14 protein-coding genes are annotated in these 21,070 nt (G+C 63.7%); 11 read left to right on the forward strand and 3 right to left on the reverse strand.

Going from position 1 to position 21,070, the window contains the following annotated elements; all coding sequences use genetic code 11:
- Positions 1-57: 57 nt before the first annotated feature.
- On the reverse strand, positions 58-2,433 hold the full coding sequence (ppsA, locus tag IWW33_RS03490; protein WP_012313508.1) for a phosphoenolpyruvate synthase: 2,376 nt from the start codon (positions 2,431-2,433) through the stop codon (positions 58-60).
- Between the two features lie 175 nt (positions 2,434-2,608).
- Here ppsA and IWW33_RS03495 point away from each other — a divergent pair, with 175 nt between their 5' ends.
- On the forward strand, positions 2,609-3,427 hold the full coding sequence (locus IWW33_RS03495) for a pyruvate, water dikinase regulatory protein (protein ID WP_012313507.1): 819 nt from the start codon (positions 2,609-2,611) through the stop codon (positions 3,425-3,427).
- A 210-nt stretch (positions 3,428-3,637) separates the two neighbouring features.
- Here IWW33_RS03495 and IWW33_RS03500 read toward each other — a convergent pair whose 3' ends face one another.
- On the reverse strand, positions 3,638-8,503 hold the full coding sequence (locus tag IWW33_RS03500) for an NAD-glutamate dehydrogenase (protein WP_046786499.1): 4,866 nt from the start codon (positions 8,501-8,503) through the stop codon (positions 3,638-3,640).
- A 249-nt stretch (positions 8,504-8,752) separates the two neighbouring features.
- Here IWW33_RS03500 and IWW33_RS03505 point away from each other — a divergent pair, with 249 nt between their 5' ends.
- The 4 genes from IWW33_RS03505 (at position 8,753) to IWW33_RS03520 (ending at position 12,654) form a co-directional block, all read left to right on the forward strand.
- Positions 8,753-9,106 carry a hypothetical protein gene (locus IWW33_RS03505; RefSeq protein WP_012313505.1) on the forward strand — a complete coding sequence of 118 codons (354 nt, stop codon included), beginning with the start codon at positions 8,753-8,755 and terminating at the stop codon, positions 9,104-9,106.
- 167 nt (positions 9,107-9,273) lie between these two features.
- The gene (locus IWW33_RS03510; RefSeq protein WP_012313504.1) at positions 9,274-9,984 is read left to right on the forward strand and encodes a FadR/GntR family transcriptional regulator; all 711 of its coding nucleotides are present in this window, start codon (positions 9,274-9,276) and stop codon (positions 9,982-9,984) included.
- A 103-nt stretch (positions 9,985-10,087) separates the two neighbouring features.
- Positions 10,088-11,281: an L-2-hydroxyglutarate oxidase gene (gene lhgO / locus IWW33_RS03515; protein ID WP_115275431.1), complete on the forward strand. Its 1,194-nt coding sequence runs from the start codon at positions 10,088-10,090 to the stop codon at positions 11,279-11,281.
- A gap of 44 nt (positions 11,282-11,325) precedes the next feature.
- The gene (locus IWW33_RS03520) at positions 11,326-12,654 is read left to right on the forward strand and encodes an MFS transporter (RefSeq protein ID WP_012313502.1); all 1,329 of its coding nucleotides are present in this window, start codon (positions 11,326-11,328) and stop codon (positions 12,652-12,654) included.
- Positions 12,655-12,702: 48 nt separating this feature from the next.
- Here IWW33_RS03520 and IWW33_RS03525 read toward each other — a convergent pair whose 3' ends face one another.
- Entirely contained in the window at positions 12,703-14,010 is a 1,308-nt protein-coding gene (locus tag IWW33_RS03525; RefSeq protein WP_174141797.1) for a DUF2235 domain-containing protein, read from the reverse strand.
- 219 nt (positions 14,011-14,229) lie between these two features.
- On the opposite strand from IWW33_RS03525, the gene IWW33_RS03530 reads away from it, so the two are divergent.
- From IWW33_RS03530 to IWW33_RS03555, 6 genes are read left to right on the forward strand one after another with little or no spacing between them, the layout of a single operon-like run.
- Positions 14,230-15,189: a MoxR family ATPase gene (locus tag IWW33_RS03530; protein WP_012313500.1), complete on the forward strand. Its 960-nt coding sequence runs from the start codon at positions 14,230-14,232 to the stop codon at positions 15,187-15,189.
- Positions 15,190-15,193: 4 nt separating this feature from the next.
- Positions 15,194-16,138 carry a DUF58 domain-containing protein gene (locus tag IWW33_RS03535; RefSeq protein WP_046786502.1) on the forward strand — a complete coding sequence of 315 codons (945 nt, stop codon included), beginning with the start codon at positions 15,194-15,196 and terminating at the stop codon, positions 16,136-16,138.
- Complete coding sequence (locus tag IWW33_RS03540) at positions 16,135-16,629, forward strand: DUF4381 domain-containing protein (protein ID WP_046786503.1); 495 nt, start codon at positions 16,135-16,137, stop codon at positions 16,627-16,629. Before IWW33_RS03535 ends, IWW33_RS03540 begins: the two co-directional genes overlap by 4 nt.
- Positions 16,622-17,698: a VWA domain-containing protein gene (locus tag IWW33_RS03545; RefSeq protein WP_174141799.1), complete on the forward strand. Its 1,077-nt coding sequence runs from the start codon at positions 16,622-16,624 to the stop codon at positions 17,696-17,698. Before IWW33_RS03540 ends, IWW33_RS03545 begins: the two co-directional genes overlap by 8 nt.
- Complete coding sequence (locus tag IWW33_RS03550) at positions 17,695-19,413, forward strand: tetratricopeptide repeat protein (protein ID WP_174141800.1); 1,719 nt, start codon at positions 17,695-17,697, stop codon at positions 19,411-19,413. Before IWW33_RS03545 ends, IWW33_RS03550 begins: the two co-directional genes overlap by 4 nt.
- Positions 19,410-21,035 (forward strand): BatD family protein, encoded by a 1,626-nt coding sequence (locus IWW33_RS03555; protein ID WP_119688549.1) that lies wholly within the window; start codon positions 19,410-19,412, stop codon positions 21,033-21,035. Before IWW33_RS03550 ends, IWW33_RS03555 begins: the two co-directional genes overlap by 4 nt.
- Positions 21,036-21,070 lie beyond the last annotated feature (35 nt).

Below are 21,070 nucleotides of genomic sequence, written 5' to 3' on the forward strand. Positions count from 1 at the left end.
CTCGCCCTGGAAAAAACCAGGCGGGGGCACGCCAGACGCGCCCCCGCATTTCATCTATCAGACCGCGCCCTGGCCCTCGGCCAGGAAGAACCAGGTCTCGAGTACCGAGTCGGGGTTCAGCGACACGCTTTCGATGCCTTGCTCCATCAGCCACTTGGCGAGGTCCGGGTGGTCCGACGGGCCCTGACCGCAAATACCGATGTACTTGCCAGCCTTGTTGCACGCCTGGATGGCATTGGCCAACAGCTTCTTCACCGCCGGGTTACGCTCGTCGAACAGGTGGGCGATGATACCCGAGTCGCGGTCCAGGCCCAGGGTCAGCTGGGTAAGGTCGTTGGAACCGATGGAGAAGCCGTCGAAGTACTCGAGGAACTCCTCAGCCAGGATGGCGTTGGACGGCAGCTCGCACATCATGATCACGCGCAGGCCATTGTCGCCACGGGCCAGGCCGTTTTCAGCCAGCAGGTCGACCACTTGGCTGGCTTCGCCCAAGGTGCGCACGAACGGCACCATGATCTCGACGTTGGTCAGGCCCATCTCGTTACGCACGCGCTTCAGTGCACGGCATTCAAGCTCGAAGCAGTCACGGAACGACTCGCTGATATAGCGCGAAGCACCGCGGAAGCCCAGCATCGGGTTTTCTTCTTCCGGCTCGTACAGTTTGCCGCCGATCAGGTTGGCGTACTCGTTGGACTTGAAGTCCGACAGGCGCACGATGACCTTTTTCGGGTAGAAGGCCGCCGCCAGGGTGCTGATGCCCTCGACCAGCTTCTCGACATAGAAGCCGACCGGGTCGTTGTAACCGGCGATGCGCTTGTCGACGCTTTCTTTGAGCTCCGGCGGCAGGCCGGCGTAGTTCAGCAGCGCCTTGGGGTGCACGCCGATCATGCGGTTGATGATGAACTCAAGGCGCGCCAGGCCGACACCGGCGTTGGGCAGCTGGGCGAAATCGAAGGCGCGGTCCGGGTTGCCGACGTTCATCATGATCTTGAACGGCAGGTCGGGCATGGCATCGACCGAGTTCTGCTTGACGTCAAAGCCCAGTTCACCTTCAAAAATGAAGCCGGTATCGCCTTCGGCGCAGGACACGGTCACGCCCTGGCCATCCTTGAGCAGCTGGGTGGCGTTGCCACAACCTACCACTGCCGGAATACCCAGCTCGCGGGCGATGATCGCCGCGTGGCAGGTACGCCCACCGCGGTTGGTGACGATGGCGCTGGCGCGCTTCATCACCGGCTCCCAGTCCGGGTCTGTCATGTCGGAGACCAGCACGTCGCCCGGCTGCACCTTGTCCATCTCGGACACGTCCTTGATCACGCGGACCTTGCCCGCGCCGATGCGCTGGCCGATCGCACGGCCTTCAACCAGTACGGTGCCCTTCTCCTTGAGCAGGTAACGCTCCATGACATTGGCGCTGGCGCGGCTTTTCACGGTTTCAGGGCGGGCCTGCACGATGTAGAGCTTGCCGTCGTCACCGTCCTTGGCCCATTCGATGTCCATCGGGCGCTGGTAGTGCTGCTCGATGATCATGGCCTGCTTGGCCAGCTCGCTGACCTCGGCGTCGGTCAGGCAGAAGCGCGCACGTTCGGCACGGTCGACTTCGACGGTCTTGACCGAGCGACCGGCCTTGGCCTCGTCGCCGTAGATCATCTTGATCGCCTTGCTGCCCAGGTTGCGGCGCAGGATGGCCGGGCGGCCGGCCTGCAGGGTGTTTTTGTGTACGTAGAACTCGTCAGGGTTGACCGCACCCTGCACCACGGTTTCGCCCAGGCCGTAGGCGCCGGTAATGAATACCACATCGCGGAAACCCGACTCGGTGTCGAGGGTGAACATGACACCGGCGGTGCCGGTTTCAGAGCGGACCATGCGCTGCACGCCGGCCGACAGGGCCACCAGCTTGTGGTCGAAGCCCTGGTGCACGCGGTAGGCGATGGCGCGGTCGTTGAACAGCGAGGCGAACACTTCCTTGGCCGCGCGGATCACGTTATCGACGCCACGGATGTTGAGGAAGGTTTCCTGCTGGCCGGCAAAAGAGGCATCCGGCAGGTCTTCAGCGGTGGCCGAGGAACGCACGGCGACGGCCATGTTGTCGTTGCCAGCGGCCATCTCGGCAAAGGCCGTACGGATTTCCGAATCCAGTCGAGCCGGGAACTCGGCCTCCATGACCCACTGGCGAATCTGCGCGCCGGTCTTGGTCAGGGCATTGATGTCATCGACATCCAGCGCGTCGAGCGCGGCGTGAATGCGGTCGTTCAGCCCGCTTTGCTCGAGAAAATCACGGTACGCCTGAGCCGTAGTGGCAAAGCCGCCCGGCACCGACACGCCGGCACCGGCGAGGTTACTGATCATCTCGCCCAGGGATGCGTTCTTGCCCCCCACATGCTCCACATCATGGACGCCGAGCTTATCGAGGGAAACTACGTACTCTACCAAGGTGATCTCTCCACTAACTGTATTGGAAAAGCTCAAGGGCGCCCGCCTGCCTTTTGACTGGGCCGGACGCTTGTGGCCTGTACCTGGAAAATAAGTGAGAATGCCGACAGCCGCATTCGGCAAACCGAACTTATCATATCCAAGAAACGTCATCAGCTTAAGGCCCAGATCGCAAATGAAACGAACCGCGTTCTTCATCTCCGATGGCACCGGCATCACTGCCGAAACCCTGGGCCAAAGCCTGCTCGCGCAATTCGATAGCATTCCATTCAACAAATTCACCCGTCCGTACATCGACACGCCGGACAAGGCGCGCACGATGGTGCAGCAAATCAATGCCGCCGCCGAGCGCGACGGCATGCGCCCGATCATCTTCGACACCATCGTCAATCAGGACATCCGCGAGATCCTGGCGACGTCGAACGGCTTCATGATCGACATCTTTTCGACGTTTTTATCCCCGCTCGAGCAGGAATTGACTGCCCATTCGTCGTATTCCGTCGGCAAGTCCCACTCCATTGGCGGTAATTCCAACTACATGGAGCGCATCGAGGCGGTGAATTTCGCGCTCGACAACGACGACGGCGCGCGCACCCATTATTACGACAAGGCCGACCTGATCCTGGTCGGCGTATCGCGTTGCGGCAAGACCCCGACCTGCCTGTACATGGCGATGCAGTTCGGCATTCGCGCGGCCAACTACCCGCTCACCGAAGACGACATGGAGCGCCTGCAGCTGCCGGCGGTGCTCAAGAAGCATCACAACAAGCTGTTCGGCCTGACCATCGACCCCGACCGCCTGACCGCCATCCGCCACGAGCGCAAGCCCAACAGCCGTTATTCGAGCTTTGCCCAGTGCGAGTTCGAGGTACGCGAGGTCGAGAGCCTGTTCCGGCGGGAGAACATCCCCAACATCAACTCCACGCATTTTTCGGTGGAGGAGATATCGGCAAAAATCCTGGTGGAAAAAGGCGTGGAGCGGCGGTTCAAATAACACACGGCCCCGTAGGAGCGGCCTTGTGTCGCGAAAGGGGTGCGCAGCGCCCCCGCAATTCATGCATCAGGCTGATATTGCCGGGGCCGCTACGCGACCCTTTCGCGACACAAGGCTGCTCCTACCTGGGGGCCGATCATCCGTAAGGCGGGCGCCAGCATGAAAAAGCCCCGGCATCACTGCCGGGGCTTTTTCATTTCAGCTGTCCGATCAGGACGGCACCGCCACCGCCTGCCCGCTCATCGCCAGGTCGACCAGCTCGCGGTTGGCCACCGCGTACATCGCATAGTCGGTACCCGTCGCATTGCGCAGGTCGTCGAGCATGGCACGCCAGCGCTCGACCATTACCCGATGTTGCTCGGCCCACAGCGCCACGCGGGCATCCATGTCTTGCGGGGCATCGACCATCTGCAGCACCGAGATGGTGATGGCCCGTTGCTGCAGGTCGATATCGTCGCGGAACGCCTCGCGGGCCAGGGCCTGCCAGTTGTTCTCCACCGGCAGGTTGCTGATTTCCTGCAAGTACCAGGTCAAGTCCAGCGCACTGCCCACGGCGAAGAACGCCTTGGCCACCTGGGCCGGCTCATGCCCGGTCACGTCTGCCGCCTCGATGATCGGCAGCAACGTGTACAGGTGGCTGGTGCCTGCCACCATGCGTGCGAGCAACTCCGGCACGCCGGCATCGACGAAGCTCTGATAGCGGACCATCCAGCGTTCGCGGGTCGGGCCCTCCAGCAGTTCGTCGAGCTTGAGCCCCAACTGGGCGATTTTCGGCCCGAAGTGCGCGGTGTCGCGCCCGGCATCCTGCTCGTTGCGCCGGCTGCGCAGGAACCAGCGGGTCGCGCGGCGCCCCAGACGCATCAGCTCGTCCATCAGGGTCAGCTGGATTTCCGCCGGCACCTGGTAGTCCAACGCCTCTATCTGGCGGAACCAGTGCGGCAGATGGAAGATGTCACGCACGATCACATAGGCCCCGGCAACATTGGCCGGGCTCATGCCGGTCGACTCTTTCAGCCGCTGGACGAAGGTGATGCCCATGTTGTTGACCAGGTCGTTGGCGATCTGGGTACTGACGATCTCGCGCTTGAGGCGGTGGCGGCGCATGGCTTCGCCGAACTTGCTGACCAGCGACGGCGGGAAGGCGGTTTCCATGTCGCGGGTCAGGTAGTCATCGTCCGGCACCAGCGACTTGAGCAACTGCTCCTTGAGGTCGATCTTGCTGTAGGAAATCAGCACTGACAGCTCGGCACGGGTCAGGCCCTGGCCGGCCGCCAGGCGATCGGCCAACTGCTCCTCGGTCGGCAGGAACTCGATGGCACGGTCCAGCTTGCCACGGCTCTCGAGGTCGGCCATCAGGCGCTTGTACTCGGCGATCCGCTCGCGGGCGCGACGCGCCGCCAACGAAAGCGCCTGGGTCTGCTTGTAGTTGTTGCCAAGCACCAGCCCGCCCACTTCATCGGTCATGCTGCCAAGCAGCTGGTTGCGCTGCTTCTCGGTCATGTCGCCACCCTGCACCACTTCGTTGAGCAGGATCTTGATGTTGACCTCGTGGTCGGAGCAGTCCACCCCACCGGCGTTGTCGATGAAGTCGGTATTGGTGGCACCGCCGTTGAGGCCGAACTCGACACGGCCGAGCTGGGTCATGCCGAGGTTGCCGCCCTCGCCCACCACCTTGCAGCGCAGTTCGTTGCCGTTGACCCGCAACGCGTCATTGGCCTTGTCGCCGACATCGGCGTGGCTTTCGCTGCTGGCCTTGACGTAGGTACCGATGCCCCCGTTCCACAGCAGGTCTACCGGTGCCTTGAGCAATGCATGCAGCAGCTCGGTCGGTGTCAGCCGGTCGGCCTCGATGGCGAAGCGTTCCTTCATTTGCGGCGTGATGGCGATGCTCTTGGCACTGCGCGGGAAGATCCCGCCGCCTTCGGACATGATGCTGGTGTCGTAATCGCTCCAGGCCGAACGCGGCAAGTCGAACAGCCGCTGGCGCTCGGCGAAGCTGCTGGCCGGGTCCGGGTTCGGGTCGATGAAGATGTGCAGGTGGTTGAACGCCGCTACCAGTTGCAGCTTGTCGGACATCAGCAGGCCGTTGCCGAACACGTCACCGGCCATGTCACCGACGCCGATGACGGTGATCGGGTCCTGCTGCACATTGATGCCGCGCTCGCGGAAGTGGCGCTGCACGCCCACCCAGGCACCACGGGCGGTAATGCCCATCTTCTTGTGGTCGTAGCCGGCAGAGCCACCCGAGGCGAAGGCATCGCCCAGCCAGAAGCCGTAATCGATGGCGATGCCGTTGGCGATGTCGGAGAAGGTCGCGGTGCCCTTGTCGGCCGCCACCACCAGGTACGGGTCATCGTCATCGTGACGCACCACGTTGGCCGGTGGCACCACGCCGCCGTCCTTGAGGTTGTCGGTAATGTCGAGCAGGCCCGAGATGAATATGCGGTAGCAGGCCACGCCTTCGGCGGCGATTTCGTCACGCGTGCCGCCCAGCGGCAAACGCCGTGGCAGGAAGCCGCCCTTGGCACCGACGGGCACGATCACCGAGTTCTTCACCTGCTGGGCTTTGACCAGCCCAAGCACCTCGGTACGGAAGTCCTCTTCACGGTCCGACCAGCGCAGGCCACCGCGTGCCACATTGCCGAAGCGCAGGTGCACACCCTCGACCCTTGGCGAATAGACGAAGATCTCGAACTTGGGTACCGGTTTGGGCAGCTCGGGGATCAGCTTGGGGTTGAACTTGAAGCTGAAGTACGACTTGCTCTGGCCGTTGGCATCAGGCTGGTAGAAGTTGGTGCGCAGGGTGGCCTTGATCAGGTCCAGGTAGCGGCGCAGGATGCGGTCCTCGTTGAGCACCTGGACATCGTCCAGGGCGCTGAGGATGGCTTGTTCCAGGCGTTGCTGCTTGTCGTCCAGGTCATCGGCAGTGAGCTTGCGCGCCAGGTAGAAGCGGGTCTTGAACAACCGGGTCAGCTCACGGGCGATGTCGGTGTGGTTGTTCAGCGTGCTGGCGATGTAGCCAAGGTCGAAGCCCAGGCGGATCTGCTTGAGGTAGCGGGCATAGGCGCGCAGCAGCGCCACGTCGCGCCATGGCAGGCCGGCGGTGAGCACCAGGCGGTTGAACGCGTCATTCTCGGCATCGCCCTGGACGATATGGATGAACGCGTCCTGGAGCACGTCGTTGAGTTGCTGGATGTCCAGGCTCAAGCCTTCGCTGTAAGTGAAGGCGAAATCGTGGATCCAGTATTCACGACCACTGGCGTGGCGCAAGCGATAGGGGAACTCGCCCAGCACACGCAGGCCAAGGTTTTCCAGGATCGGCAGCACGTCCGACAACGCCAATGGCGTGTCCGCGTGGTACAGCTTGCAGTGCAGCAAGCGTTCGCCCAGACGCGTCAGCGGCTGGTAGAAGCTCATCGCCAGCGGCTTGCTTTCGGACAGGGCCAGCACATGTTGCAGGTCGACCACCGCAGAATGGGCGGCAAAGCGCTCACGGTAGCCGGCCGGGAAACCTTTGGGGAAATCGGCGAGAATATTGGTGCCCTGGGCTTCACCGAAGTTCTCCACCACCAGCGCGGCGTAGTCGTCATGCCACGAGCGGCAGGCCTGGATCACTTCGTTTTCCAGTTGCTGCGGGTCGATGGCGATACGGTTCTTCGGATCGACGCGCAAAATCAGCTGCACGCGTGCCAGCACCGATTCGGAGAAGAACGTCCAGAACTCGCAGTCGCTGGCCTTCAGGCGCTCCATCAGCACCTGCTGGATCTTCTGCCGCACTTCGGTGGAGTAGATTTCCCGTGGCACGTAGGCCAGGCAGTAGCAGAAGCGCCCGTACGGGTCCTTGCGCAGGAACACACGGATCTTGTTGCGCTCCTGGATCTGCACGATCGACATCACCGTGCTGAACAGCTCGTCGACCGGGGTCTGGAACAGATCGTCGCGTGGCAGCACTTCGAGTACCTGGGCCAGTTCCTTGCCCAGGTGTGCCTTGGCGTCGAAGCCGGAGCGGCGCTCGACCTCGGCGACCTTGACCCGGATGTATGGAATGGCGTGCACGCTCTCGCCGTACACCGACGAGGTGTAAAGGCCCATGAAGCGGTGTTCCTTGAGCACCTTGCCATCGGCGTCCAGCTGGCGGATCGAGACGTAATCCGGGTAGGCCGGGCGGTGGACCCGGCTGGGCAGTGCAGCCTTGGCGAACGACAACAGCAGCGGCTCTGCAAGGTAAGCCACCGCGTAGTCTTCGATACGCAGCTCTTCAGGCGTCAGGCCCACACGCAAGCGGCGCGGCAAGCCCAGGAACGACTGCTCGTCGTAGACCATCTGGCCGCCGGCGCTGTCGGCCTGCACGGTGAATTCTTCATAACCGAGGAAGGTGAAGTGGTTGTCCAGCAGCCACTCGAGGAACGCCTTGACCTCACCCTTTTCGTGGTGCGCTGGCGCAAACGCGGTTTGCTCCACCTGCGCCATGACTTCCTGCAGCTTGGCTTTCATCGGCTCGAAATCGGCCACCGCCACCCGCACCTCGGCCAGCACCTGCTCGATTTCGCGGGTGAGCACCGTCAATTCGGCAGCGTTGGCGCAGCGGTCGATCTCCAGGTACATCAGCGATTCATGGCACACACCCTCGCCCTGGGTACCCTTGGGCAACAGCTCGAGCAGATTGCCCTTGGCGTCACGACGCACGCTCAGCACCGTGGTCTGCAGCGTGTGAATGCTATAGCCGCGGCGGTTGAGCTCGGTACGTACCGAATCCACCAAGAACGGCAGGTCATCGTGCAGCACCTCGACCACGGTGTGGGTCGACTGCCAGCCATTGCGCTCGTAATCGGGGTTGTACACCCGCACCTGCGGATGCGCGGGGTCGAAGCGCTCGATGATGCGCCAGGCGGAAAGGGTACAGCCGGCCAGGTCCGACAGCCTGCGCTGGGTGAGCTCGTCCATGGAAATGATGCCGAAGAACTGTTCGGCGAACAGCGCCACTTGTGGCAGTGACTGCTCGCTGATGTGCTGCGCCAGGGCCGCTTGCAGTTGATGCTGGAAGTCGGCTTTGCTGGCTGCGGTGAAGAACGCCATCTGTGGTACTCCGCTTGGGCTTTGTAATAATTGAAGCGTCGCGTACATCCGACGATCACGGATCAACGATAGCCAACCCGTGGCAAGCCGGACGGTAATGTTCAGGGCTCGCGGAAGCTTAACGACTGATCGGTCATTACCGCTTGCAGCGCTGCGACAATTTCGGTCAAGGGGGGGAAACTTTACGTTTATCGATGCCCCCAAGGCTGTCAGAATTCACTTTCGTTTCCATTGACCCGAGCCGCCTTCATGCAAATCAACACCGCCCTGCTGTTCGCCACCCCTTGCGATGACGAGGAAGACAACATGGCGACCTTGTGCTGCCACAGCGACAAGGGGCAGATGTTCCTGCTCACCCGCTACCCGGATGAGGACACCGTGGACCTGACCCTGGACGATGAACCGTCGACGCTCGATGGCCTGAAGGTGACCCTGAGCGCAAAGCGCCTGCTGATCGAAGTGGCGGCCGGGGATCGAGATGCGTTGAAGGGTGACGAAACGCTGGAGATCGTGCTGACATCGGCAGGGACTGACCTGGAAGAGGTCGAACTGACCTTGCGCAACATTCTGGAGGGGACAGGGACCTTCGTCAGCGAGCTCTGAAAGCCTGCCTGACGCGGCCGTCCAACCGCGGAGCGGTGGCTTCTCTGCGCGAGACGGCTCACCGGTGCGAGGGCCATGCCTGGCAACGCACACCTGATCGAAACGATTGACATCCCATACCCGCTACAGGCATTGTCTGACAACCTGACCACTAGGCAATCGCTTCCATGCTAGAACTCCAGCGCCCCGACACTCTGGTCGAACGGGTTGTCAGCGCCATCCGTGCAGAAATCGATTCCGGTCGCCTGGCCGCCGAAGCGCGCCTGCCCACTGAACAGCAACTGGCTGAACAACTGAACGTCAGCCGCTCGGTAGTGCGCGAAGCGGTAGCGCAGCTCAAGGCCGATGGCGTGCTGATCGCCCGCCGCGGGCTTGGCTCCTATATCTCGAAAACCCCCGGGGGCACGGTGTTCCGCTTCCCCGGCAGTACCGGTCGCAAACCCGACCTGGTGCAGATGTTCGAAATGCGCCTGTGGATCGAAACCCAGGCAGCGGCCATCGCCGCGCGCCGACGTGACGAACACGATCTGGCGAACATGGCCCAGGCCCTGCAGGAGATGCTCGACAAACGCAGCGACTTCGCCACTGCCTCGGCAGCTGATGTGGCCTTCCACAGGGCCATCGCCGAAGCCAGCAAGAACGATTACTTCGTGGCCTTCCATGACTTTCTCGGCGGCCAGTTGGCCAATGCACGGCGCACCGCCTGGGAAAACTCCGCAGCCCATTCGGTGGGCGGCTCGGCCGAAGCCAATCGCGAACACCAAGCGCTTTATCAGGCCATCGCCGACGGTGACCGCCAAAGGGCTGCGGCGTGTGCCGAAGCGCATCTGCGCGCCTCTGCCAAACGCCTGAAAATAGAACTACCTGCACTCGACTGATACCCAGAGCTTGCTGCGACCCGGCAAGCTCTTTTTTTACGCATTCATTAGTCTGACAACCTGATAAGCAGATCCACCGACAAGAATCCCAAGGTACCCCTGCATGACATACGACTACTGCATCATCGGCGGCGGCATCGTCGGCCTGGCCACCGCGATGGCCCTGCTCCAACAACGCCCCGGGGCGTCATTGCTGATACTGGAAAAGGAGTCCAGCCTCGGCCGCCACCAGACGGGCCACAACAGTGGGGTGATCCATGCGGGCATTTACTATGCCCCGGGTAGCCTCAAGGCCGAGTTGTGCAAGCGTGGAGCCCTGGCGACCAAGGATTTTTGCCGCGAGCACGGCATTGCCTTCGATGTCTGCGGCAAACTGCTGGTGGCGTCCAACCCGCTGGAAATGCAGCGCATGCAGGCGCTGTACGAGCGTTCACAGCTCAACGGGCTGAAGGTCGAGCGGTTGGACGCCAGTGAACTCAGGCGCCGCGAACCCAATATCGCAGGCCTTGGTGCGCTGTTCGTCGATGCCACCGGCATCGTCGACTACAAGCAGGTGTGCGATGCCATGGCCAAGGTCATCGAGCAGGCCGGCGGCGAAGTGCGCCTGGCCACCACCGTGCAGGCCATCCGCGAGTTTGGCGATCATGTCGAAGTGTGCGATCACAGCCAGACCTGGCATGCCCGCCAGCTGGTCGCCTGCGCCGGCCTGCAATCCGACCGCCTGGCGCGCCTGGCCGGGGTAAAGATCGACCACCAGATAATCCCATTCCGCGGTGAGTACTATCGCCTGCCAGCCAGCAAGAACCAGATCGTCAACCACCTTATCTACCCGATTCCTGACCCACAGCTACCGTTCCTCGGTGTACACCTGACGCGCATGATCGACGGCAGTGTCACCGTCGGCCCCAACGCCGTGCTGGGTTTTGGCCGGGAAAACTACCGCAAGTTCGCGGTGAACTGGCGCGATGTGGCCGAGTACGTGCGCTTCCCTGGGTTCTGGAAAACGATCTGGAACAACCTCGGCTCCGGCACCACCGAGATGAAGAACTCGCTGTTCAAGCACGGCTACCTGGAGCAGTGCCGCAAGTACTGCCCGTCGCTGCAGGCCGGCGACCTGCTGCCCTTCGAGGCAGGCATCCGTGCCCAGGCCGTGATGCGCGACGGCACCTTGGTCCACGATTTTCTGTTCGCCGAGACCCCGCGCATGGTGCATGTCTGCAATGCACCGTCACCGGCTGCCACCTCGGCGATCCCCATCGGCCAGATGATCGCTGAAAAGATCCTCAAGGCCAGCTGAACCCTGCTGCACACCCCAACTACAAAGACAATAAGGAACATCAGATGTCGGTACACGAGGCGGCCCCGGCCGCGAGCGAGACACCAGCACAGAAACGCAAGCGCCTGCGCAAGGTGGCGGCGGCAACCATCTTCGGTTCGATGCTGGAGTGGTATGACTTCTACCTCTACGCGACCATGGCGGCGATCGTGTTCTCGAAGATTTTCTTCGATGCCAGCAACCCGGCAGTGGCTTCACTGCTGGCGTTCTCCACGTTTGCCATCGGTTTTGTCGCGCGCCCATTCGGCGGGGTTCTGTTTGGCTACCTGGGCGACCGCTTCGGCCGCAAGCATGTACTGGTTATCACGTTCTGCATGATGGGTGTGTGCACCGCGCTGATCGGTCTGATCCCCAGCTACGCCTCGATCGGTATCTGGGCACCGATTCTGCTGGTAGTGATCCGCATCATCCAGGGCCTGGGCGCCGGTGCAGAGCTGTCCGGGGCGGCCGTCACCTCCTACGAACATGCCAGCGAAGGCAAGCGCGGCAGCCAGGGCGCTTGGCCAGCACTGGGGCTCAACCTGGGCTTGCTGCTGTCGTCGCTGACCGTTTACCTGCTGACCATGAACGGCAACGAGTTTCTCCTCGCCGGTGGCTGGCGCATTCCGTTCATCGCCAGCATCGCCCTGGTGGCGATCGGCCTTTGGGTGCGTAAGAGCATTCCTGAGACACCGGACTTCAAAGAACTCGACAAGGCCGATGCCAAACCGCAGGAGTCACCGCTGAAACTGCTGTTCAGGAACGATCTCAAAGGCTTGGCCGTGGTGTTTTTCGTGGCCATCGGCTACAACGCTCTGAGCTACATATTCAAGACGTTCTCGCTGGCATACCTGACTCAGTTCAAAGGTGTCGAGGCACATGTCACCTCCCTGTCGGTGACCATCGCCAGCCTGGTGGCGATCTTTGCCGTACCGTTCTTCGGCTGGCTGTGCGACCGCTGGAGCAGCAAGACCGTGTTGATGCTCGGCGGCGTGCTGTCGGCGCTGTTTGCTTATCCATTCTTGCAGTTGCTGAGCAGCGGTGAGCCAACACTGATCTATGTGGCCATTGCCATCGGCACCGGCCTCCTCGCGCCAATGATGTTCGCCCCCCAGGGCTCGTTCCTTAGCCGGCAGTTCCCGACCCAGACGCGCTCTTCCGGTTTCGGCACCGGGCGCGAGATTGGCACTGCAGTGGCCGGCGGCCTGGCGCCCCTGGGCGGCCTTGCCTTGGTGGCGAACTCGGCGACCCACTCCACCGACGGCGTGGCTTTGATCCTGGCGGTTTCCGGTGTGCTGGTGGTGGTGTTTGCCTTGTGTGACCAAGGCCGCAAGCACTCCAGTTCGAAAAACTGACCCGGGCCGGCCTGCACATCGATAATGGTGGGCAGGCCGGCACCCGCATCAGCCAACCGGGTTCTTGTGCAGCACCCTGCCCGCCTTGCCCGGCCGGTCGATGTAAAACGCGTCCAGCGCACTGTTATCCAGCCCTTTCACTGCGTTCCAGTGCGCCGATGTGTGCACATACTTTGCCTGCAGCAACGCTCGTTCCTGGGGCGTCAGGCGCAGTTGCGCACATTGCCCGAGGGCAAACTCATGCAGTTTGCGGCTGACAGGCAGCAACTCTGCCGGCAGGTGATGCGCATCGTCACTGCCCAAGGGAGCGAACGGTACGCCACCGCGCACGGCCAGTTCACGCATGATGCTGAGGTAGACACGTGACAGGTGGCCACTGACTTCACGTTCTCGGTACACAGCGGCATACACCTGCTTTTCCGGGTCATCACGCCTGGCTCGGCTGCCTTCGATCGGCACCTCCCAGCTGAGCAGCGTTGGCCGCGGATCGACCAGGCCGGCAAAAGTCGAGGTCAGCAGCCCATTGACCGCCGCATGGGCGCTTGTGCATTCGGCCGGCGTCGTCCGCGCGACCCGGCTCGACTGCGGTTTGCACAAAAGAACCTGCTCACGCATGTGCTCACGATAACCGCCACCGATATTCGAGTGCACACCCGGCACGACTATGTCGTTGTCGCTGCGCACCAGCGGGAAGTTGTGGCGCTGCTCATCGCCGGCCACCAGTTGCACCACCTGCCGGGCGACAAGTGTGTCCAGCCCGAGACGCAAACCGCCGTATTGATCGCTGGCAGGGTCGAAGCTGCCTTGCAAAGGTGCAACGATTGCCGCCACCGTATCGAACAGACCAATGAAATTGATCGCCCGGGGCCCGTGCAGCTCAGCCGGCAAGCCCGCCTCCTCCTTGCCCAGCCGATTGGCCAGATGCCTGGCCGCCGCAGCACCTCGACTGAAACCGAACAGGTCGAATTCGATGCACTTGGGTACAACCTGCGGATGCTCAGCCCGATAATCGCGCAGCTGCCTGCCAACCTCCACCAGCGCCTGATCTACCCGGGCCGCCACCCCCGCGCTTCCACGCCCCGTCGCCTGGGCGAAGGACGAGTCAGGCGCACCGTGTGTTGTACCGATACCTTCCACATAAACGCTGAAATGAACCTGACCTTGCACAGGCCCGGAGGGATAAAGCGCGTGCAGCAGGGCAATGTTACTGCGGGCATTGGCGTAACTACCCCCTGCGCAAGCGCGGCCGGTGGAAGCCAAGGGTGCAGCGTTGCCCTGATTGTTGCCGGTGCCATCGAAAAAAACGCCCACCCGCAGGGTGACCGGGGCAGGTATACCGTACTGCTTGCTCATCATCATGCTCCTTCATGATTCGAAGAGCACAAGCAAGCGACAGATCACCGCCACCGGGAATCGGAGAACACCTGAAACGCACGCGGATATTCCACCGCTTCAATGCGCATAAAAAACCGGGGCGTAATTGGTCGCCACCCCCCGGATAGATTAAAGTATCCACCCCTGCCAGGTCCGTCGCGCTCCGCGCCCGCCCTGGCCCAATCCCAGGAACCGCCGCCGATGGAACACCGTGAAGCGCTGATCGCGCTACGCACCTTTCTTTCCTCCCAGATCCTAGGCCAGGAAAAACTGGTCGAGCGGCTGTTGATCGTGCTGCTGGCCGACGGCCACATGCTGGTCGAGGGCGCCCCGGGCCTGGCCAAGACCAAGGCCATCAAAGAGCTGGCCGAAGGTGTCGAAGCGCAGTTCCATCGCATCCAGTTCACCCCTGATCTGCTCCCGGCCGACATTACCGGCACAGAAATCTACCGCCCGGAAACCGGCAGCTTCGTGTTCCAGCAGGGGCCGATCTTCCACAACCTGGTGCTGGCTGACGAAATCAACCGGGCACCGGCCAAGGTGCAGTCGGCGTTGCTCGAGGCGATGGCCGAACGCCAGGTCAGTGTCGGGCGCAGTACCTATGACCTGTCGCCGCTGTTTCTGGTCATGGCCACGCAAAACCCGATCGAGCAGGAAGGCACCTACCCGCTGCCGGAGGCCCAGCTCGACCGTTTCCTGATGCACGTGAAGATCGGCTTCCCCGATGCGGCGGTGGAGCGACGCATTCTGGCCCAGGCCCGCGGTGAAGCGCTGGGTGGCGAAGTCAAGCCTGAACGGCGTGTCAGCCAGCAGGCCATCTTTGCCGCACGCAAGGAAATCCTTGGCCTGTACATGGCCGACGCGGTGGAGGAATACCTGGTGCAACTGGTCATGGCCACGCGCACACCGGCCAAGTTCGATACCGAGCTGGCCGACTGGATCGCCTATGGCGCCAGCCCACGCGGCTCCATCGCCCTGGATCGTTGTGCGCGGGCGCATGCCTGGCTGGCCGGGCGCGACTTCGTCAGCCCCGAGGACATCCAGGCCGTGCTGTTCGACGTGCTGCGCCACCGCATCATCCTCTCCTTCGAAGCCGAAGCGGCAGGGATCGACCAGGACCGCGTGGTCCAGCGCATCCTTGACGTCGTCGCCGTTGCCTGAGCCGATGCCCACCGCTCAGCAGGCCGAACCCGGCATCCGCATCGGCCTCGCCGAGCTGATCGACATGCGCCACCGGGTGCGCGAGATCCAGTTGTTCTCCCGGCCTGGCCAGCGCAGCCCGCTGGTCGGTCTGCACCACTCAAAGCTGCGCGGGCGCGGCGTGGACTTCGACCAAGTGCGCGTCTACCAGGCCGGTGACGACGTACGCAACATCGACTGGCGGGTCACCGCACGCACCCAAGAGCCGCATACCAAGCTGTTCCATGAAGAACGCGAGCGGCCGATCTTCATCCTCGTCGAGCAAAGCCAGCGACTGTTCTTCGGCTCGGGGCTGATGTTCAAGTCAGTGCTCGCGGCCCAGGCTGCGGCGCTGTTCGGTTGGGCTGCGCTGGGCCACAACGACCGTATCGGCGGGTTGGTGTTCGGCGATGATGAGCACCACGAAATCAAGCCGCGGCGCAGCAAGCAAAGCCTGCTGCAGTTGCTCAACCGTATGGCGAAGGTCAACCAGGCGCTGCACACCGAAGCCGCGCCCCACGCTGACAGCCTGGGCCTGGCTTTGCGCCGCGCACGTGAAGTACTGCGCCCAGGCAGCCTGGCCATCGTCATTTGCGACGAGCGCTCGCTCAGCGCCCAGGCTGAACAGCACCTGGCGATGCTCTCGCGCCATTGCGACCTGCTGCTGATGCCGGTCTCCGACCCGCTCGACCATGCCTTGCCTGCTGCTGGCCTGCTGCGTTTTTCCCAGCGCGGTGCGCAGCTGGAGCTAGACACGCTGGACACCAACCTGCGCCAGGCCTACCGTCAGCAGGCCGAAGCGCGTATCGAACGCTGGGACTTGATGGCGCAAAAGCTGCGCGTGGTGCTGATGCCACTGAGCACCCAAAGCGAAATGATCGAACAGTTGCGCGAATACCTCAATGCCCAGCGCCCAGGGAGCAGTAAATGAATCCGCTGGATCAGCTGCAGCCGCTGATCGCACCCTCGGCGATTGGCCTGTGGCCACCGGCACCAGGCTGGTGGCTGCTGCTCGCCTTGCTGCCACTGCTGGCCTGGGGCCTTTGGCGGCTGCGGCGCTGGCGCCCGGGCAAGCGCCGGGTGGTGCGTGCCGAACAGCCGCTCGACCCGGTGCGCCTAGAGGCGCTGGCCGAACTTGCCCGCCTACCCCGCCCCTACGACGGCGCGCCGGCCGGGGCCTGGTTGCAGCAGATCAACGCCTTGCTCAAACGCCTGTGCCGCAACCATTACCCCGGGGCCAACAGCCATACGCTCAACGGCCGCCAGTGGCTGGCGTTCCTCGACAACCGCTGCCCGGCCGCCGGCCTGACCCGCTGGATGGTATTGGTCGAGGGCGCGTACAAGCCCGAGTGCAAGCTCGACGACAAGGCCATCGTCGGGCTCAGCCAGGCCGTCGAAACCTGGATTCGCAAACATGTTTGAACTGGCCTGGCCGTGGATCTTCGTGCTGCTGCCGCTGCCGTGGCTGGCGCGCCTGGTGCTGCCCGCCGCTGACAGCGGCGAGCCGGTGCTCAAGGTGGGCTTTCTCCACGAGCTGGAAGGCCTGGCCGGCCGGCGTGCGCGCCTGAACCTGCCAACCTGGCGCCAGCAGGCGCCGTTCGTGGTGATCTGGCTGCTGCTGTTGCTCGCCGCTGCCCGCCCGCAATGGCTGGGCGACCCGTTACCGGTGGCCGCCAGTGGCCGTGACCTGATGGTTGCAGTGGATGTGTCCGGCTCCATGGACTTCCCCGACATGCAGTGGAAGGACGACGAAGTCAGCCGCCTCGACCTGGTCAAGGCATTGATGGGCGACTTCCTGCAGGACCGCGAAGGCGACCGCGTCGGCCTGATTCTGTTTGGCAGCCAGGCCTACCTGCAGGCACCGCTGACCTTTGACCGGCGCACTGTGCGTACCTTCCTCGACGAAGCGCAAATCGGCATAGCTGGCAAAAACACCGCCATCGGTGACGCCATTGGCCTTGCGGTCAAACGCCTGCGCCAGCGCCCTGCGCAAAGCCGCGTGCTGGTGCTGATTACCGACGGCGCCAACAATGGCGGGCAGATCCACCCATTGACCGCCGCCCGCCTGGCCGCCCAGGAAGGCGTGCGCATCTACACCATCGGCATCGGCGCCAACCCCGAGGCCAGCGGTACACCTGGCCTGCTCGGGCTCAACCCAAGCCTGGACCTGGACGAAGCCTCGCTCAAGGAAATCGCCGAGCTGACCCGCGGCGCGTACTTCCGCGCCCACGACGGTGCCGAACTGGACGCCATCGGCGATACCCTGGATCAGCTCGAACCCGTCGCCCAGCAGCCGACCCAGGCGCGCACGGCCAAGGCCCTGTATGCCTGGCCATTGGCCCTGGCCTTACTGCTCAGCGTGCTGCTGGTGGTGGCGGTGCAATGGCCAGACAACCTGCTGCAACGGGGCCTGCGCAAACCGCGCTTCCTGCAGCCCCACCCGCAATGGCGTGAGCGCCTTAAACGGCTGCGCTTGAGGAAGCGGCGATGATCGATCTGTGGCCGCAATGGTTGCGCCCCCTGTGGCTGCTGGTAGTGCCGCTGCTCGCCTGGCTGCTGTTCAAGCTGTGGCACCGGCGCAAGCGCGCCGGGCGCTGGCAGATGATCCTGCCCAAGGCATTCCACCCGGTGCTGCTCGGTGGCGGCAGTGGCAGCAACAGCAAACTGCCCTGGGTGGCCCTCGGCCTTGCCTGGTTGCTGGTCGTTCTGGCGCTGCTCGGGCCGAGCTGGCAGCGCGTGGAGGAATCCCGCCAACGCCCGGCCGACCCGCTAGTGATCCTGCTCGAACTGACGCCGCAGATGCTTGCCGAGGACACCCCGCCCAACCGGCTGCAGCAGGCTCGGCGCAAGATCCTGGACCTGCTCGAACACCGCCGCGACAGCCAGACCGCCCTGATCGTCTACGCAGGCAGCGCACACACCTTGGTGCCGCTGTCCGACGACCTGAGCACCACGCGCAACCTGCTCGAGGCCATCGACCCTTCGATCATGCCGCAGCCCGGCCAACGCGCCGACCTGGCCGTGCAAAAAGGCCTGGCCCTGCTGGCGCAGAGCGGCCTGGGCCAAGGCCGTCTGTTGCTGATCGGTTCGGCATTGAGCGGCCCGGAACGCCAAGGCATCGTCCAGGCCCTGGGCCGCCAGGGCCCGAGCCTGTTGATGCTCGGAGTCGGCACCAGCGACGGGGCTCCGGTGCGCCAGGCCAACGGCGAGTTCCTCAAGGACGAGCAAGGTGCCATTCTGGTACCGCGCCTGGACAGCGGCGGCCTCAGGGCGTTTATCAACAGCACCGGCGGACGCTACCGTCATGCCCGCATCGACGACCTCGACCTGCGTGGCCTGGGCCTGTACGACAACCCGCGCATCCTGCGCAATGACGGCCAGAACGTGCAACTCGACAGCTGGGCCGACCAAGGCTACTGGCTGTTGATCCCCCTGTTACTGCTGGCCGCCTGCGCGGGTCGGCGCGGCTGGCTGTTCTGCCTGCCGCTGCTGCTGGCCCTGCCGCAGCCAAGCCAGGCCTTGGAGTTCAATGACCTGTGGTTGCGCCCCGACCAGCAGGGCCAGCGCCTGCTTGAACAGAACCGCCCGGCGGACGCCGCCCGGCACTTCCAGGACCCGCAATGGCGCGGCATGGCGCTGTACCAGGCCGGCGACTACGCCGCGGCCGCCAAGGCCTTTGCCCAAGGCAATACGACAGCGGCCCACTACAATCGAGGCAATGCCCTGGCCCGCAGCGGCGAGTTGGAAGCCGCCCTGGATGCCTATGAGCAAGCCCTCGAACGCCAGCCCGATTTCAAGCCGGCGCTGGATAACCAGGCACTGATCCAGCAGCTGTTGCAGCAACGCGAAGCACAGGCCGAGGAACAACCGGCCAAAGACGATGCCCAAGGCACACCCGGCAGCGAGACCGAGGGCAACAGCAGCTCGGCCAGCAGCCCGGCGCAGGGCACGCCCGGCAACAATGAACCGGCCAACGCCGAACAGCCCGGCCAAGACAGCAACAACAGCCAGGCCACTCCCGGAAACCAGGGTGGCGACGATGACAGCATCACCCAGCCGCCCAAGCGGCCGGTTTCCACCAGCCTGGACGCCGAGCAACGCCAGGCCCTGGAACAATGGCTGCGGGAAATCCCCGACAACCCGGCGCAGCTGCTACGCCGCAAATTCTGGTATGAACAGCAATTGCATCAGGAAACCCCACGATGAGTCGCCTCGGCGTCTTTCTCTTCAGCCTCTTCTGGGCCCTTCTGGCCCAGGCCGAGCCGACCCTGCAGGCCAGCGTCGATCGCACTCGCCTGGGCGCCGGCGAAACTTTGGAACTGACCCTCGAAAGCCAGGATGTGACCCAGTTCGGCAAGCCCGACCTGCGCGCCCTGGACGGCGACTTCGAAGTGCGCGGCACGCGCCAGTTGAACAGCCTGCATACCCTCGACGGCGAGACCCGCGCCAGCACCCGCTGGATCATTACCCTGCTGCCAAGGCGTAGCGGCAGCCTGCGTATTCCTGAGCTGCAACTGGGCCAGTCACACAGCCAGGCCATCGATCTGCAGGTGCTGCAGGCCGACGCCAGCCGCCCGGATACTGCGTCCCAGATATTCGTCGAAGCCACGCTGGACAGCAACGAGGTCTATGTCCAGGCCCAGGCCGTGCTGACCCTGCGCATCTACCATTCGGTGTCGCTGTACGATGACAGCAGCCTGAGCCCGCTGCAGCTGGAAAACGCCAAGGTCGAGCCGCTGGGTGACTCACGCACCTATGAGAAGGACATCAACGGCGTACGCCACGGGGTGATCGAGACACGCTACGCACTCTATCCGCAGCACAGCGGCACCCTGGAAATCGCGCCGCTCACGTTCACCGCCACCGCCGCCGATAACGCTCAGCAGCCTGAGGGCACTGCACGCACCGCTCGCCAGGTACAGGTCAGGTCGCTGCCGCTGCGCCTGACCGTACGCCCGATCCCCGCCGCCTGGCCCGCGGCCGAACCGTGGTTGCCAGCCCGCAGCCTGACCCTGGAGGAGCACTGGAACCCCGACCCAGGCAGGCAGCAAACCCAGATAGGCGATTCGCTGACCCGCAGCATCACGCTGCGCGCCGAAGGGCTGTCCAGCACCCAGTTGCCGCAATTGCCCGCCACGGAAATCGCCGGGCTGCGCCGCTACCCGGACCAACCGCTGCTGCGCAACGAAATCAGCGAGCGCGGCATGACCGCCAACCGCGAGGAGCGCGAGGCACTGGTGCCCACCCACAGCGGCGAACTTGCCCTGCCGGCGCTGGAAGTCACCTGGTGGAATACCCGCGAGGACCATCTGGAGCACAGCAGCCTGCCGGCGCGTAACCTGAACGTGCAGGACAACCCTGCCCTGAGCGCCGACACCCCGGTAGGCGATGCCGGCAGCGCCAGCCATCTGCTCTGGCCTTGGCAACTCTGCACCGTGATTTTCGCCCTCACCACGGCGCTCGGTTTTACCCTGTGGTGGCGCGCCCGCTCGCAACCAGCGGTACTGCGCGCCGCGCAGACCGGCCCAAGCCCACGCACCCTGCTGGACGACCTCAAGCGCGCCTGCCAGGCCAACGACCCACAGGCCACCCGCCAGGCACTCGACGCCTGGGCGCGGCAGCAGCCGGAGACCTTGGCGGAGATGGCGGCGCGGTTCGTGCCGCTGTCGGATGCGCTGGATGGGTTGAACGGGGCGCTTTACAGCGAGAGTGGGCAGTATTGGCAGGGGGAGGATTTGTGGCGGGCGATTGGCACGATTCCACCGGCGGAACAGGTGTTGTTGCCTTCGGGTGAGCCGGGGAGCTTGCCGCCGCTTTATCCGAAGTGATTGGGAGAGGGGCGCAGCACTAAAGACAGGCCCCT

This window comes from Pseudomonas sp. M2 (assembly GCF_015751845.1).
In the GTDB taxonomy this organism is placed as follows: Bacteria; Pseudomonadota; Gammaproteobacteria; order Pseudomonadales; family Pseudomonadaceae; genus Aquipseudomonas; species Aquipseudomonas putida_E.

What these genes read in the sequence shown, in the direction of transcription:
- IWW33_RS03555 (WP_119688549.1), top strand. Translation starts at nt 19,410, where the DNA reads ATGAGTCGCCTCGGCGTCTTTCTCTTCAGCCTCTTCTGGGCCCTTCTG.
- IWW33_RS03530 (WP_012313500.1), top strand. Translation starts at nt 14,230, where the DNA reads ATGGAACACCGTGAAGCGCTGATCGCGCTACGCACCTTTCTTTCCTCC.
- IWW33_RS03505 (WP_012313505.1), top strand. Translation starts at nt 8,753, where the DNA reads ATGCAAATCAACACCGCCCTGCTGTTCGCCACCCCTTGCGATGACGAG.
- IWW33_RS03500 (WP_046786499.1), bottom strand. Translation starts at nt 8,503, where the DNA reads ATGGCGTTCTTCACCGCAGCCAGCAAAGCCGACTTCCAGCATCAACTG.
- IWW33_RS03545 (WP_174141799.1), top strand. Translation starts at nt 16,622, where the DNA reads ATGTTTGAACTGGCCTGGCCGTGGATCTTCGTGCTGCTGCCGCTGCCG.
- IWW33_RS03520 (WP_012313502.1), top strand. Translation starts at nt 11,326, where the DNA reads ATGTCGGTACACGAGGCGGCCCCGGCCGCGAGCGAGACACCAGCACAG.
- IWW33_RS03535 (WP_046786502.1), top strand. Translation starts at nt 15,194, where the DNA reads ATGCCCACCGCTCAGCAGGCCGAACCCGGCATCCGCATCGGCCTCGCC.
- IWW33_RS03495 (WP_012313507.1), top strand. Translation starts at nt 2,609, where the DNA reads ATGAAACGAACCGCGTTCTTCATCTCCGATGGCACCGGCATCACTGCC.
- lhgO (WP_115275431.1), top strand. Translation starts at nt 10,088, where the DNA reads ATGACATACGACTACTGCATCATCGGCGGCGGCATCGTCGGCCTGGCC.
- IWW33_RS03525 (WP_174141797.1), bottom strand. Translation starts at nt 14,010, where the DNA reads ATGATGAGCAAGCAGTACGGTATACCTGCCCCGGTCACCCTGCGGGTG.
- IWW33_RS03550 (WP_174141800.1), top strand. Translation starts at nt 17,695, where the DNA reads ATGATCGATCTGTGGCCGCAATGGTTGCGCCCCCTGTGGCTGCTGGTA.
- IWW33_RS03540 (WP_046786503.1), top strand. Translation starts at nt 16,135, where the DNA reads ATGAATCCGCTGGATCAGCTGCAGCCGCTGATCGCACCCTCGGCGATT.
- IWW33_RS03510 (WP_012313504.1), top strand. Translation starts at nt 9,274, where the DNA reads ATGCTAGAACTCCAGCGCCCCGACACTCTGGTCGAACGGGTTGTCAGC.